17 protein-coding genes are annotated in these 13655 nt (G+C 39.8%); 6 read left to right on the top strand and 11 right to left on the bottom strand.

Features of this window, described 5'->3' with window-relative positions:
• The first annotated feature begins 382 nt into the window (after positions 1–382).
• Complete coding sequence (locus QYF49_RS07355) at positions 383–937, top strand: spore coat protein (RefSeq protein WP_290398929.1); 555 nt, start codon at positions 383–385, stop codon at positions 935–937.
• Between the two features lie 270 nt (positions 938–1207).
• Here QYF49_RS07355 and QYF49_RS07350 read toward each other — a convergent pair whose 3' ends face one another.
• From QYF49_RS07350 to QYF49_RS07330, 5 genes are all read right to left on the bottom strand, one after another.
• Positions 1208–1993: a DUF817 domain-containing protein gene (locus QYF49_RS07350; RefSeq protein ID WP_290398928.1), complete on the bottom strand. Its 786-nt coding sequence runs from the start codon at positions 1991–1993 to the stop codon at positions 1208–1210.
• A 35-nt stretch (positions 1994–2028) separates the two neighbouring features.
• Positions 2029–2247 carry a helix-turn-helix domain-containing protein gene (locus QYF49_RS07345; RefSeq protein ID WP_290398927.1) on the bottom strand — a complete coding sequence of 73 codons (219 nt, stop codon included), beginning with the start codon at positions 2245–2247 and terminating at the stop codon, positions 2029–2031.
• A gap of 10 nt (positions 2248–2257) precedes the next feature.
• Positions 2258–2740: a DUF2975 domain-containing protein gene (locus QYF49_RS07340; protein ID WP_290398926.1), complete on the bottom strand. Its 483-nt coding sequence runs from the start codon at positions 2738–2740 to the stop codon at positions 2258–2260.
• A 667-nt stretch (positions 2741–3407) separates the two neighbouring features.
• Complete coding sequence (locus QYF49_RS07335; protein ID WP_290398925.1) at positions 3408–3539, bottom strand: DUF4023 domain-containing protein; 132 nt, start codon at positions 3537–3539, stop codon at positions 3408–3410.
• A 153-nt stretch (positions 3540–3692) separates the two neighbouring features.
• On the bottom strand, positions 3693–4340 hold the full coding sequence (locus tag QYF49_RS07330) for a hypothetical protein (protein ID WP_290398924.1): 648 nt from the start codon (positions 4338–4340) through the stop codon (positions 3693–3695).
• A 284-nt stretch (positions 4341–4624) separates the two neighbouring features.
• On the opposite strand from QYF49_RS07330, the gene QYF49_RS07325 reads away from it, so the two are divergent.
• Together QYF49_RS07325 and QYF49_RS07320 are read left to right on the top strand one after the other, a co-directional pair.
• Positions 4625–4936 carry a hypothetical protein gene (locus QYF49_RS07325; protein ID WP_290398923.1) on the top strand — a complete coding sequence of 104 codons (312 nt, stop codon included), beginning with the start codon at positions 4625–4627 and terminating at the stop codon, positions 4934–4936.
• 145 nt (positions 4937–5081) lie between these two features.
• Entirely contained in the window at positions 5082–5429 is a 348-nt protein-coding gene (locus QYF49_RS07320) for a YflT domain-containing protein (RefSeq protein ID WP_290398922.1), read from the top strand.
• Between the two features lie 212 nt (positions 5430–5641).
• Here the strand turns inward: QYF49_RS07320 and QYF49_RS07315 are convergent, their stop codons facing one another.
• Positions 5642–6358, bottom strand: coding sequence for a YrrS family protein (locus QYF49_RS07315; RefSeq protein ID WP_290398921.1), 717 nt, complete (start codon positions 6356–6358; stop codon positions 5642–5644).
• 183 nt (positions 6359–6541) lie between these two features.
• Between QYF49_RS07315 and QYF49_RS07310 the strand changes: the two genes are divergently transcribed.
• On the top strand, positions 6542–6700 hold the full coding sequence (locus QYF49_RS07310) for a hypothetical protein (RefSeq protein WP_354005804.1): 159 nt from the start codon (positions 6542–6544) through the stop codon (positions 6698–6700).
• Between the two features lie 129 nt (positions 6701–6829).
• Positions 6830–7300: a DinB family protein gene (locus tag QYF49_RS07305; protein ID WP_290398920.1), complete on the top strand. Its 471-nt coding sequence runs from the start codon at positions 6830–6832 to the stop codon at positions 7298–7300.
• Between the two features lie 105 nt (positions 7301–7405).
• On the opposite strand, the gene QYF49_RS07300 is transcribed toward QYF49_RS07305, so the two are convergent.
• On the bottom strand, positions 7406–8614 hold the full coding sequence (locus tag QYF49_RS07300) for an MFS transporter (protein ID WP_290399077.1): 1209 nt from the start codon (positions 8612–8614) through the stop codon (positions 7406–7408).
• Positions 8615–8802: 188 nt separating this feature from the next.
• Between QYF49_RS07300 and QYF49_RS07295 the strand changes: the two genes are divergently transcribed.
• Positions 8803–9675: a LysR family transcriptional regulator gene (locus QYF49_RS07295; RefSeq protein WP_290398919.1), complete on the top strand. Its 873-nt coding sequence runs from the start codon at positions 8803–8805 to the stop codon at positions 9673–9675.
• Between the two features lie 132 nt (positions 9676–9807).
• On the opposite strand, the gene QYF49_RS07290 is transcribed toward QYF49_RS07295, so the two are convergent.
• From QYF49_RS07290 to QYF49_RS07275, 4 genes are all read right to left on the bottom strand, one after another.
• Complete coding sequence (locus tag QYF49_RS07290) at positions 9808–10059, bottom strand: hypothetical protein (protein WP_290398918.1); 252 nt, start codon at positions 10057–10059, stop codon at positions 9808–9810.
• 82 nt (positions 10060–10141) lie between these two features.
• Positions 10142–10537: an OsmC family protein gene (locus tag QYF49_RS07285; protein WP_290398917.1), complete on the bottom strand. Its 396-nt coding sequence runs from the start codon at positions 10535–10537 to the stop codon at positions 10142–10144.
• A 219-nt stretch (positions 10538–10756) separates the two neighbouring features.
• Entirely contained in the window at positions 10757–12313 is a 1557-nt protein-coding gene (locus tag QYF49_RS07280; protein WP_290398916.1) for an extracellular solute-binding protein, read from the bottom strand.
• A complete protein-coding gene (locus QYF49_RS07275; protein ID WP_290398915.1) occupies positions 12314–13456 on the bottom strand; it encodes an ABC transporter ATP-binding protein in 1143 nt (380 codons plus the stop codon).
• Between the last annotated feature and the right edge of the window lie 199 nt (positions 13457–13655).

The raw sequence follows: 13655 nt of genomic DNA, 5'->3' as shown, positions 1-13655 counted from the left end.
TATTACCGTTTCTCTAATGTACCTGTCCGTAGGTATCTACCATAAACTTTTCCGAAGGTAATTTGTTAAGAGGGCGTTCCGACTCTCTTGAACGGCATAAGGAATGTAACGACTGAGAAGTTTCCTTCCCTTTTCCCTGCTCCCTCATAGATAGAAGCAAACGGGAATTCATCGCACTGTTCTCCTCTTTCAGAGGGATCATAGGTAAGGGTTTTTCGCAAAATCTTTGATGGCCGAGTAACCTCAAATGTACCCGCAGCAAAGGAAAAATAAAAATACAAAATAAATGCGAGTTTGCAAGACGTTTATCTATGCCAAGCTATCAATTCTCGCATCTAATGTAATAAAGAAATAAAAGAAATTGAAATTGGAGGAAAAAAAAATGAGTTTATTCGATAATATTTCTGCAAGAGATGTAGACAGATTTGAGAGAGCAGCAGCAGCAAGAGCTGAGGCGGCGGCAGCGGAAAGAGAAGAGGAAGAAGCAGCTGCTAGAAAATGCCACCCGTGCTGCAACGGCAATGTAAGTGCTTTTAACGCACTTTCTGGTTTTAATGCGGGTGGTCTTAATTTCGACCTCGCCCAAGCTGACGTTGCGAAACAAGTTACTGAAAGATGTATTACAATAAAGGATTCCTGTGATGTATTTGTCGAAGTCGAGTCCGAACAAACTTCGATTGTCGTTCAAACGATGATCAATGCGATCACTGTTGTTATTACAGCCACTTTATCAAACCTTGATCTGAATGATGACCTGCTTCAAGCAGATTTCCTGCAACTGTTCGCACAAAAACAAAGGACACGCGACAACATTTGTATTGAGAATTCAAGAGGCGTTCGAATAGAAGCAGAAACTGAACAAGCTGCTATCGCGGTTCAAACGATGGCCAATGTATTGACCGTAGTTCTTACTTTAATTGCATCAAACGCATCCTAATTATAAATTACACCTGAAGGAAGGTTCAGGTGTTTTTTTCTATTACCGAAACCACACCTTATGAGCCAATGATTAGTTATATGAACGGTGAGTAGTGAAAATCATAAGTATTGCTGTCTCATATATAAACAATCTCCCTTACACACAACCCGATCATATATGACCGGGTTTTACAAGCAAGGGTTTAATAGGATTTCTTTAACATATCTATGAGTCCTATAGTGTTAACATAATTGTATTTTTAGCAGAAACGCAAGAGGATTCTTATCTTTATAAAAATTGACTAGTACCTACTGAAATTTTCCCCTTAACCTGCTTTAACGTCGCAACTATAAGAAAGCTAACAATCACTAATAAGAGCCATGAACTCACCTTTCCTAGATGAACGAGACTCCATGCATCGGTTTGATTTGGATATTCCCAAGCTCCAAAGAACGTTGCGACATTTTCAGCTATCCATATAAAAAATCCGATGAGCACAAAAGAAAGTGCAAGTGGCATACGGTAACGGGTTCCATCGACCTCATATGTGACCCAAGATTGCCAAAAGACAATGATTACAAGTCCAGATAACCACCAACGAATGTCGATCCAATAATGGTGGGTGAAAAAATTCAAATAAATCGCAGCTGCAAGAGATACAACTACCAAAAACGGCGGCCATTTAACCAGTTCAACCTTAAGCCTCCTCCATGCCTGGCAAAGGTAGCTCGCCACACTTGCGTACATGAATCCGCTATACAAAGGCACTCCAAAAATTTTGAAATAACCTTCCTCTGGATAAGACCAAGAGCCCATATTTACCTTAAAAAGTTCAAGAGCAAGTCCAATAAGGTGGAACAATGTTATGACCTTAAGTTCATCCCATGTTTCAAGCCCACAACGCACCATCCACCACTGCATCAGAAGGCAGATGATGAGCAGCCAGTCATACCGTGGCAGGAAAGGAAGTGGCATGTGTTGCGTAAAAGCCAGAGAGGCAAAAATAACGACAGGAAACAAACAAGATAGGGCCTGTTCCCAGCCAAAACGAACGAGTTGTTCTAGTGCTCTCATGATTTGTGCCTCCAAAGTTTTTTTCTGAATCCTGCTTAATGGGTGTCATCGTCACTTTTGTATTCTAAAATATCTCCAGGCTGACATTCTAAAGCCTTACAGATCGCCTCTAAAGTTGATAATCGAATCGCTTTTGCCTTTCCATTTTTCAATATAGAAAGGTTAGCCATTGTTATTCCAACTCTCTCCGAAAGTTCTGTTACGCTCATTTTCCTTTTAGCCAACATCACATCAATATTGATTATAATCGCCATGTTATTCACCTCAGACCGTTAAAACGTTTTCTGATTTGATATCAATGGCTTCCTTTAAAAGCCTTTGAAGAACAGCAGCGAAGACTGCAATCACCATAGAAGCAAAAATAATGACCAATCCGAGTACTATGACACCTGGGGCGTCGTCTTTATCCCCCACGAGAAAAAAGAGTGGCATCCGTGCTACAAACAAGCTACTGATTGTGATTGCACAGTATTTGATCGTCCTTAAAGCCTTTACTGATAACTCCGAGAAAGCGTTATTCTTGTCAATATAGCTTAAAAGTTTAAAAGCTTGATACAGAGCAAAGTAAAAAGGTATCGCCGCTGCATACAAATCGATTAAGACGAGATATTTCATATATGCAATATCCGGATACAATTCTGCTGCATAATTTACTATCTCAGGCACCAAAAATATGCACAATGCAGGAACTGGAATTCCAATAAAAATAACCGCTATCTTTAAAAAGAGTGTTGTTCCGCGTTTCATGAAAAACACCTCACTTATTTCGTCAATTTACTTTAACACAGAATTTATCGTTTCACAATAAAACATTATTGTTTTTTATTATATTATTATTGTTATAGAACTATCCCTTGATTTAAGACAAAGATAAAAAGCATTCCTCATTACACAGAAATGCTTCATTGCTTTTAAAACTATTTAATTTTCAGGTGGAATAACTTTATCACCCAGTGCCAATTAAGTTCCTACACAGCCTTAAAAGTTGCGCTCTATTTGTTCTAATGATAGACCTCTTGTCTTAAGTCCGTAGCAGCTCAATACAATCCCGGTAAATGTATACTTTCCTTCCAATGATTGAGAAAAAATGGGGACATAAATAAAATGCGGAAACCATAATAGAAAGAACACCGCCATAAAAAGATACTTATTTTTAGCTGAATTGAAAGCCATAACACGTCCATTTTTTCCCGGTCGTATTTTATGAAGCTAAGTTCCAGATTTATTGTCTAGGTTGAATCTTTTGAAAGAACCAGATTCTCCCAATAGTTCAGCTAATTTTTGGGCTTTTGTGACAGCTTAAGCCACATCCTTTTAATTGCTTTTCATCTTTAACCAGTTGTTTTAACTCCTGGCTCCATTTTTCCTATAAAAAAAGAAAGACCGTCTAGATATGGTCTTTCTTCAACAAAAGCTACTTGTTCGTACTGTGCTGTTTATTTGGTAGCCTGGCCCCTGGATTACCTTTACCTTGGTGCTTTTTATTTTTTTCGGCTTTTTCCTGGTTTTCATGCAGCTTTTCTACAAAATCACTTGTGTTTTCCACTAATTCACAGCCCCTCTCTTATATTCCTTTGTTACTTTATCCATTTAGAAACAAAATTACTCAGGAATGTTTTATTGATCCAAACAATGCTATTTTATTCTCATCAAAGGTTACCTCAGATTGGTTGCTTCCTACTGTTTATTCGACTTTTGCTTATTGGCTTCGCCGCTTTTTTTCTTTTTTCGTCTTTTCTTGATTATCAGGAGGTTTTGGTGGTTTGTTCGCCTTCTCCTCTGCTGGAACTCCCGACTTCTTCGAATTTATCGCTTTCGTATCTTCTTTATCTTTTTCTGCCTTACCTTGATTAACCGGAGGCTTTGCTTTCATTGGCCTATCTTGTTTAACAGAAGGTTTTGGCCGTTTGATTGCCTTCTCCTCTGCTTGTCCTGAGGATTTTGGCGGTTTTATTTGTTTTTGTTTATTTTCTTTTTTCGGCTTATCTTCATCAATAATAGGCTTTTGTTTTTTTGACTTCCCCTCCCTTGACTTGCTGCTATTTTGAGGAGTCAGAGACATCTTTTTTACCGCTGGCTTATCATTTGGACTCTGTTCTTCCAATGCCCGCTGATTGGGGAATATTCCATCCGTAGCAATAATCTGTTCGAACAAAATGTCCTTGCCGCTTCCTGCAAGCTGATTGGTTGAAATGACCACATTCGATAGCGTTTTTATTGAAGCTTGGGTTGTATTCATATTGGCTGCGGGTGATGTTCTCTGAGATTTTGTTTTTTCACTGGTATCAACGGTAAACAAAACGGCAGTAAACACAATCGGTAAAGTAAACGCCAAATATTTATACATTTAACACGCCTTCCTTATAAGTCTCTTTGCACCATTACCACAAAGGCTGTTAACGTAAACCCAAAGCTGAACGGAGGGCTACAAAAAAGGCGATCGAGAACAGGAACGGTTTTTAGTTCGAGGAAGAGATGACTTTGCATCGGATGGACATTAATAATAATAGCCTAATTCGTTCTCCTTTGAGCTAGCTTAATTAAAATATAAGGGAAGTAAGGACAAACACGTTTGACGTTCGGAAAATAAGGGAATTTATAAATTGATATGTACGGAAGGAGGAAAAGACAATGATTCCTAATTCCATCGTATTAGAAGTATATACTAGCAATCGAAGACTGTACCAAAAAACACTGCCGGTAGAAAAGTGGAAAGAGTACAGAGAGAATGCACTTAATAGAGAACAAGAAGAGTTTATAAAAGAACAAAAAATCGTGTCAATAACGAAATATCTCTACAATACAAACGGAAATATAGTCGGGTCCCGACATTCTTTTTATAATGAGGACGGCCGCCTGGTTCATTTTCAATTGTATGATAATAATTGGAATCCACTTGATTCTGTTTCTCTCTATATTCCGGCAAGAGAAGCTGATGTATAAGAGAATAAAATTGCCGGAATCTCCGATTGATGCTTTTTCCACCATCCCTTGGCGGCCATTCTGTTGGCATACCCTGCTTCTGACTTTCTGGAACTTTGTTTAGATCTTTGGAAAACAAGATGATAATGGAGAAGGGAGAAGAATCATGGATATCAAACCAATCGTACGTGAATATGACAGTAGCGGTCAATTGGTCAATGACGTTCGAGAATTACAGAGCCGTGGTGTTGACAAAAATAGCATTTATATATGGACCCGCCAAAATAATAACGTCAACCGTTTGGCAACTGAAGCTGAAGTCAAAACCATTGGCAGGGGCCAATTGGGCATTAACGGCATGTTTCAATTGTTCGATAGCAACCCAGGTCATTTGGTATCAAAACTTAAAGAAATGGGTCTTTCAACCACCGAAGCAGAAAGATATGAGAAGAAACTCGAGGAGGGGAAAGGTTTAATCATTTGTACGGACAATGAAAGAACAGACGGATGGTAACCAAAAAAACTAGCCATTCCATCTTTGTGAGCCGGTAATTTAAATATAACAAACTCCACCGCGGTTAACGCTGGTGGAGTTTTCCTTTTTGTTTATCAAGAAAATAGGACATTTCAACAAGATGAGTTTGTGGGTAGCCACGGCTGTAATCTTGGAGTTATGACTGCTCTATATTCACTTGATATTAGAGGTCTTTTATTCGCCTTATGAAATCATCGATTTTGTTTACTAACACTTGTTATTTTCCAACCTTTTTGATCAACCCACTCAAGATTTACAACATACATCCAGCTATCTTCGCCATCAGGGCTCACTTTTCCAACCGATTTTTGCGGTCCCCCGCCATTTTCAATACGCCAGATGTTCATGTTGTCCCCTAGACCTGTTGCCATTTGGATCGCTTTTACTTTTTCGTTCCAATCCACTGAACCCTTAACATAACTTGAAGTATGTGGTCCAGTCTGACTCGTTCCAATGGGTTTCGACGCCCCAGATCCTGTCACTCTCTTCTCGTCTTGAGGTCTTTGCTGCTCACGTTCTTTCCTGGCATCCTTTGCTTTCTGTTCCTCTCTGTCTTTTTGAGCTTTTTGTTCTTTTTTAGCTTCCTCGGAATCTTTCTGGATTCTCTTAGCTTCTTGCTGTTCTTTCGTTTTTTTATTTTCCCTCAATTTTATATCTTGTTTTTTTAAATCCGTCTCTTTATCTTTTCGGATCGTGGTGTCATTATTTTGTTGGTTACTTTGTTCACTTTCACTTCTGGTTTGGTTTTGTTGGTTATTGGTTGATGCCTCATTGCTGTCTCCCCATATTATATTTCCTGCTACAACAAATATTAGGACCAATACGATACAAATCAAGGCGTTCAGACTTACATGCAGCTTTTTTCTCTTTTGGCGTTGAAATCTCGATCTCATATTATCCCCCTTCACTTTTATCACTTCATCACAATAGTTTTCCAAAAGTTTCAGATCTGTTTTCTTTACACGATGCTATTCGTGTTTAAAACGAAAAGAGTGTTGTTTGGATAATATTCGACAGATTTTTTATAACCTAAGGGGTAAAAATGAAGAGGTAAAATATTCTTTAAATTGAGGGATGCAGACCGAATACGCTTGAAGTCAAACCATCTCATTAGAGACCATACATCGTCTGCTCAAAAAGCCGGAGCCGCAAAAGAAGAGCTGTCAGAGGCGATTCTAGTCACAGCTGCTCTTTTAGCTGGTGATGCCTACGCCCACATGGTCAATCTGATTGAAAGCAATGGAGAATAAAGCGAATAAGCTCTGGTAAGTCTTGTCTTATGCTGAGACTCACCCATGAAAATATTGCCAAATTTTCTTTCATAATGGTACACTTCTCCTATAACTCTGAAAATTGATTATTTCGAGGAGGAGATCACTTTGAATCGAAGGGGCTTGCTCTTAAACGTGCTGGATACAACATTCGACAAGGAGAGCTGGTATGCGCCGTTCAGGCATGCAATAGAGGGAATCACGGCAGAACAGGCTAACTGGAGGCCAGCTGGAGAGGCGACCAAAACCATTTGGGAGAACGTTAATCACCTCATCTATTACAAAGAGAGACTTGCAGCAAACATGGAAGGCCGTGAATGGACAAATCATCTCGACGGTAATGAAACCTTTTCTCTCACCGAACAAACGAATGACGACAAGGAATGGAAAAAAGTCGTTGAACGCGCCGAAGACGTTCAACGCAGTTTAAGACAAATACTTAGTAATACTTCCGTCGAAGAGCTTGACCAAAATTCCCTTGAGGCGAAGCTAATCGACATCATGCTTCATGATGCATACCATACAGGCCAAATTATACAAATCAGAAAAATGCAAGGGTCCTGGCCATCCCACCGCTGAACCGAAACAAATGACTCCCTTTCAGTAAGAAAAGTAACACTAATCGTGTTACTTTTCTTACTGAATAGGTTATTTCACAGAATCACATGATTTTATTAAAACAATTTAGGCTACCTCGGCATTTTTTTTCGAATTTTGCACAATTTTCGAAACGAACGCCCAAAGGATAAAACCCATGAAAAGAAAGCCAACATTCATGCTGATTACTCCTCCCCAACCGAATGAGGACCAAAATAACCCTCCCAGTGTTCCTCCCACACTAGAGCCAGTATAGTAAAGAAATAAGTATAAGGAAGAGGCTTGTGCTTTATTTTTTGTTGCACGTTGTCCTACCCAGCTGCTTGCAATCGAATGGCCTCCAAAGAAGCCATATGTAAACATTCCAAGCCCAAGTATTTTTATTAATAAAATAGTATCCAAAGTCAGACAGACGCCGATTAACGCAATCAATAAGTTTATGAATAATATTTTTTGCTTACCATGACGATCGAACAACTTTCCTGTCCAGACAGAGCTAAACATTCCGATGATCATGATTAAAAATATCGAACTTACAAATGTTTGACTTAGCGAATAGGGCTTTCCGAGTAAAACGTAGGCGACATAATTAAATAATGCCACGTTGCTTCCTAATAGTAAAAAGCCCATTAAAAATAAACTGACGAGGCCGGGATCTTTCAGGTGTTCAATTAAAGATTGAACTAACTTCCCAATTTTTAATGGCCGAGCTTTGAAATTTTGGGAAGGTGGCAGGCTATGCCAAAAAACGAATGTGGCAGCCAAGCTTATAAACCCGATTCCCCCTATAGCAATGTGCCAGTTAAAGAAATCGCTCAACATACCTGTGAATACCCTGCCAAAAACAGCGCCAATTGAATTGCCGCATATATAAAGACCCATAGCTGCTCCAAGACTCTTGGGTTCTATTTCTTCCCCAAGAAAAGCCATTGCAATGGAGGGCAGGCCTGCTAATGAAATTCCTTCAATCGTTCTTAACACAAGAAGAAAGTGAAAATCAGGACTGAACGCTGAAAGAATACAAAACACTGAAGCCGCGAACATGGAAATGACCATGATGGGCTTGCGGCCCCATACTTCGGACAAAGAACCAAAAATCAGCATGCTACATGCAAGCACGATGGTTGTTATCGATAGAGACAGGCTTGCCGTAGTGGGGGTAATCCTGAATTCTTCAGCAAATTCGGGCATTAAAGGCTGTACGCAATAAAGAATGGCAAAAGTATTAAAACCAGCGGCAAAGAAAGCCATACTGGTTCTGCGAAAGATCGGTGTACCTTGTTGAATATAACTCATCCTACAATCGCTCCATTCGTTTGACTTCCCATTTGTTGCATCATCAATCATCCCTTTAAATGTTAAGTGAAAAACATGATTCCTTGTTTTTATAGTACCACCGACTACTTATGTAGTATAATTCATTATATTAATGTTTTTTATGCATCTGTGTAATGAATAAATCCGATGGAAAGTGGTGTTAAAGAATGGAATGGCAACAGTTTGAATATTTTCAAACACTGGCACGAATGCAGCATGTAACTCATGCCGCGGAAGCCCTGTCAATTTCCCAGCCAGCCCTTAGCCGTTCGATTACCCGGTTTGAGGATGAAATAGGTGTGCCCTTATTTGAACGACAGGGTCGATCCATTAGATTAAATCAATATGGTCATATCTTTTTAAAGCGTGTGGATAATATGATGAAAGAATTCTATGAAGGCAAACGAGAGCTTCAAGATTTGCTTGATCCTGAGCAGGGAGAAGTGTCGATTGGTTTTCTGCACACTTTAAGTACAAGTCATATACCTGATTTACTCTCCTCTTTTCGTAAGTGTTATCCTAAAATCAACTTTCGACTCGGCCAAGGGCCTTCCCATCATCTAATTGATCAGCTGCAATCAGGGGAATTTGATCTGGGTTTGATTGCCCCTATGGAGATTAGATCACCCATTGTGTGGAAACAGCTTTGGAATGAAGAACTGTTTGTCATTGTCCCTAAAGACCATAAATACGCAAACCTTAAAAAGATCACATTAGAAAAAATTGCAGATGAACCTTTTGTTCATTTAAAAAAAGGATTTTCCCTTCGTATCACCATCGAGCAATTGTTTAAAGCAGCAGGAATTACACCTAGAATCACATTTGAGGGAGAGGAAGCAGACACCGTTGCCGGGCTTGTCGCTGCGGGGCTGGGAATTTCAATTCTGCCGAATTTAAAGGGAACAGACCAAAGTAAAATAACACAAATACCCATCCAAAGCCCGCAGTGCCAACGCGCAATTGGGATTGCGTGGGTTGAGGGAAGATATTTATCACCAGCCGCTCAAAAATTTAAACAGTTTGTTTTGGACCATTTCTAGCAATCGGCCTTCTACTATTCTTGCTCCAAAGATCCTGGAGTGTGTTCGATTTCGATTCGAATAAAAAAAGAAGGGATTTCCATCCCTTCCTCCTCTCTCACAATAACCGGCTCGCCTGACGTGTTATACCGTCTACGAAATTTCTGTTGAACCGTCTTTCTCTAATAAATAGACCGCGAAACTGCTGACAGAAAAACTCCATTTCCACTCATCGGCATTATCAATCAAACTGGCAGACATAATCGTCAGGATATTAATGATCATTCCTATCCAGACCGGATGAACATTCAAATAAAATTTCACAATGTCCCACCGGCCGAGACAAAGCGGCATCACTGGGGCAAAGGTAGATGAATTACGTGTTACCCAAGCGAAGACGTTCACCTGGCAGTTGCTCCGCGCGAAGCAGCGCAAAAATGACCATAAAAATCGTCAATACGGCTAAACGGATGACAGCCACAGAATATCAGAGAGATTTCTTGGAAGATAATTCAAAGGAGTCCGTAATTTTTATGCTTCCTTTTACCGATTGGACCATCGAACAATTTTTTTCCGTAACCCGTAAAGCTTTTTCAATTCGTTCTGGAATGAGTCCTATGCCTTTTAAAATAAAGTGCATGTGAATGCTTTCGATCCGGTCCGCTTCTTCCTTGTTACGGACCACTTCCGTTTTTATCGTGATGTCAGTAACCTCTATTCTCATCTTTGCCAGTACTTTGCGCAGCACTCCCCCGCTACAGACAGCGACAGACGAAACCATCAACTGATAAGGCCTGAAACCAAATTGCTCATCCCCTGATATGTCGAGTGTCCCATATTCAAATTGACTCTGAAACCCATTGTCTTTCATTAAAAATTCCATTATTGATCACCTCTTCTTTAATTAGTGTATATCACTTCAATTTGTTTTTACAAAAAAAGAGATTCAGCAGGCATGACAAAAGTAATGCTCAATAAAAACTCCTAGCGTCAATGGACGAAAATACTCCCTCTTCAATGGCAGGAGGCGGACCCACACTAACAAACCCGCTTTTATTACAAAGCGGGTTTGTTTTGCACGATAGGGCATCAACTCTAATGTTTACTTAATCAGGCCTTTTTCCTTCAGGAATTCCCGTGCCACATCTCTTGGATCCTTTTTATCAAGATCAACTCTTGCATTCATTTTGGCCATATCTTTTTCAGAGACTTTCCCACCGAGCTCATTTACTGTCTTTTTCAGTTTAGGAAACTTTTTCAGTGTTTCCTGTCTTACGATAGGAGCTGCATAATAAGGGGGGAAGAATTTTTTATCATCCCTTAATGTTTGTAAATTGAAGCGCAGGATTCTTCCGTCTGTTGTGTAAGCCGGGATGGCATCGACTTTACCTTCTTTTACAGCTGAATACATTAGATTTGGATCGAGGCTTCTTTTATCTTTAAATTTAAGATTATAGGTTTTCACAAAAGCGTCATAACCATCTTCACGCTCATAAAATTCCGTTGGACCGCCAAACGTGATCTGTGAAGATTTCGGAGCAAGCTCCGATATCGTTTTGACTCCCATTTTTTTATAGGTGTCCTGATTCAATGCTAATGCGTACGTATTTTCAAAACCAAAGGGTTTTAGCCACTCCAGCTGATACTTTTTACTATAGCCTTGTTTTACCTTGTCATAAACTTCATCTGCACTCGAATCAGGAGAATACTTTTCTTTGAGTATGGTCAGTAATCCTGTCCCTGTATATTCAACAAACATGTCGATGTCCCCTTTTTTGATGGCTTCCGTCAATATTGGGGTCTCCCCTAAGCCTTCCTCCACCTTGACATTATAATTTGTTTTTTCTTGGACATATTCCGAAATAATGTATGGAAGAATGTATTGCTCAGTCCATTTCTTCCCAGCGATCACAACTGTATCCTCAGAAGTTCCGCCTCTCAGCCCCAAAAACAAGATAAGAGCTAAAAGAGGAATGGCAATGAAGGATGCCTTCTTCCAAGAAAATCTCTTCATAACCTTTGGATCACTAGCGATTTCGATACGTTTTAAAATCAAATCAATGATAATGGCCAGAAGAGCTGCTGGAATAGCACCTGCTAATACGAGCTCATTGCGTGTTGTGGATAACCCCCTGTAAATTAAATCACCTAAACCTCCTGCACCGATAAATGCCGCTAGAGTTGCCACGCCAATCGTTAATACAGTGGCTGTTCGAAGCCCTGCCATAATAATAGGCAATGCCAGGGGAAGTTCTATCATTCTAAGAATTTGATTCTTTGTCATTCCCATTCCTTTGCCTGCTTCCACTGCAGATTGGTCTACACCTGTAATTCCGGTATATGTATTTCTTAAAATAGGGAGCAGGGCGTAAACCGTTAAGGCAATGATCGCAGTGGTACTGCCAATGCCGAATAAGGGCAATAGAAATCCAAACAGCGCTAAACTAGGAACGGTTTGAAAGATAGCAGTAATGCCTATAACAGGCTCAGCTATTCTTTTCCTCCGGGATATATAGATCCCAAGTGGCACGGCTATTATGGAAGCTATTAAAATGGATACAACCGAAAGTACTAAATGCTGTTGCAACCCTTCTAATATTTCTGGATATCTTGTCTTAAATGTATCTAATAATAAACTAAAAAAGCCTTGATCATTCATTTACACATTTTCTCCTTCCCTTGGTCCTGCTGGTTTCATCCCCGCTAATCCTCTCATCATTGTGGAACGCGTTATTAAACCAACCAATTTTTCATTTTGAAGAACCGGGATTAGAGAAACACCTTCTGTCGCGAATACTTCTGCCACATCCGTATAAGGGCAGTCAATCTGAACAGTTGGACCTTCCTGGTTCATAATATCTTGCAATGTCTTATCTTCTTCATAGTAATAGCGCTCTACATTTTCCACAGTGGCAATTCCAAGGAGTTCATTTTGTGAATTGGTGACAAGCAGGGTGTCCACTCTGTATTTCTTCATCATTTTTAATGCTTCAGCCAATCCTCTTGTTGGCTTAGCCGTTACAACTTTATTGATCATAAGGTCAGAAGCAGTTAGCTGTTCATTTAATCCAGCTTCCAGACGCTGCTCACCTATAAACCCTTTCACAAAATCATCCTTTGGATGACGAAGGATTTTCTCAGGTGTATCAAACTGAACAATTACACCATCTTTCATAATAGCGATACGGTCAGCAATTTTGATGGCTTCATCCATATCATGAGTGACAAACACAATCGTTTTTTTAATGGTATCCTGAAGCTTAACCAGCTCATCCTGAAGCTGTTCACGGCTGATCGGATCCAATGCGCTAAATGGTTCATCCATTAAGATGATCGGTGGTTCAGCTGCCAGCGCTCGAACCACTCCTACTCTTTGCTGTTGTCCCCCGCTAAGTTCGGAAGGAAAACGATCTCTGAAGGTTTCAGGATCTAAGCCGACCAATTCCAGCAATTCATCGACTTTGTTTTCATACTGTTCCTTTTTCCACCCTTTTAAGCGGGGAACAAGGGATATGTTATCCCCGATGCTCATATGCGGCAGCAAACCGATCTGCTGAATCACATATCCAATATTCCTGCGCAGCTGGACAGGGTCTTTCTCGGATATGCTTTCTCCGTTAATTAAAATTTCGCCGCGAGATGGCTCTATTAAACGGTTAATCATTTTCATAGTTGTTGTTTTTCCGGAGCCGCTAGGTCCAATTAAAGCAACAAGCTCCCCTTCCTTAATTTCTAAGTTAATATTTTTCAGCGCTTGAAATCCATCTGCATAGGTTTTTCCGATATTCTTGAAGGTAATCATTCAATCTCGCCTCTTTCACATCTATTTCTTGATTTCCCACCGGCAACATACTTATTCCCTTTTATATCATTCGTCACATAACTGTTTTTTAGACAACCTTTGATATTTTTCACTGTTTGTATAAAATTCGTATCCTGTGTCTTTTCGTTTTTCAATTAAGAGTTTTACACACGGAGGTGTGTGATATGTTATTTCAAAG

The sequence above is a fragment of the Fictibacillus terranigra genome (assembly GCF_030412265.1).
Taxonomy (GTDB): domain Bacteria; phylum Bacillota; class Bacilli; order Bacillales; family Fictibacillaceae; genus Fictibacillus_C; species Fictibacillus_C terrinigri.
Note: the sequence above shows the minus strand (reverse complement) of the source record. Positions and strands in the feature narration are given on the sequence as shown.

Excerpts from the sequence above, each read along its gene's own strand:
- QYF49_RS07355 (WP_290398929.1), top strand. The coding sequence starts at position 383 with ATGAGTTTATTCGATAATATTTCTGCAAGAGATGTAGACAGATTTGAG.
- QYF49_RS07350 (WP_290398928.1), bottom strand. The coding sequence starts at position 1,993 with ATGAGAGCACTAGAACAACTCGTTCGTTTTGGCTGGGAACAGGCCCTA.
- QYF49_RS07345 (WP_290398927.1), bottom strand. The coding sequence starts at position 2,247 with ATGGCGATTATAATCAATATTGATGTGATGTTGGCTAAAAGGAAAATG.
- QYF49_RS07340 (WP_290398926.1), bottom strand. The coding sequence starts at position 2,740 with ATGAAACGCGGAACAACACTCTTTTTAAAGATAGCGGTTATTTTTATT.
- QYF49_RS07330 (WP_290398924.1), bottom strand. The coding sequence starts at position 4,340 with ATGTATAAATATTTGGCGTTTACTTTACCGATTGTGTTTACTGCCGTT.
- QYF49_RS07325 (WP_290398923.1), top strand. The coding sequence starts at position 4,625 with ATGATTCCTAATTCCATCGTATTAGAAGTATATACTAGCAATCGAAGA.
- QYF49_RS07320 (WP_290398922.1), top strand. The coding sequence starts at position 5,082 with ATGGATATCAAACCAATCGTACGTGAATATGACAGTAGCGGTCAATTG.
- QYF49_RS07300 (WP_290399077.1), bottom strand. The coding sequence starts at position 8,614 with ATGAGTTATATTCAACAAGGTACACCGATCTTTCGCAGAACCAGTATG.
- QYF49_RS07295 (WP_290398919.1), top strand. The coding sequence starts at position 8,803 with ATGGAATGGCAACAGTTTGAATATTTTCAAACACTGGCACGAATGCAG.
- QYF49_RS07285 (WP_290398917.1), bottom strand. The coding sequence starts at position 10,537 with ATGGAATTTTTAATGAAAGACAATGGGTTTCAGAGTCAATTTGAATAT.
- QYF49_RS07280 (WP_290398916.1), bottom strand. The coding sequence starts at position 12,313 with ATGAATGATCAAGGCTTTTTTAGTTTATTATTAGATACATTTAAGACA.
- QYF49_RS07275 (WP_290398915.1), bottom strand. The coding sequence starts at position 13,456 with ATGATTACCTTCAAGAATATCGGAAAAACCTATGCAGATGGATTTCAA.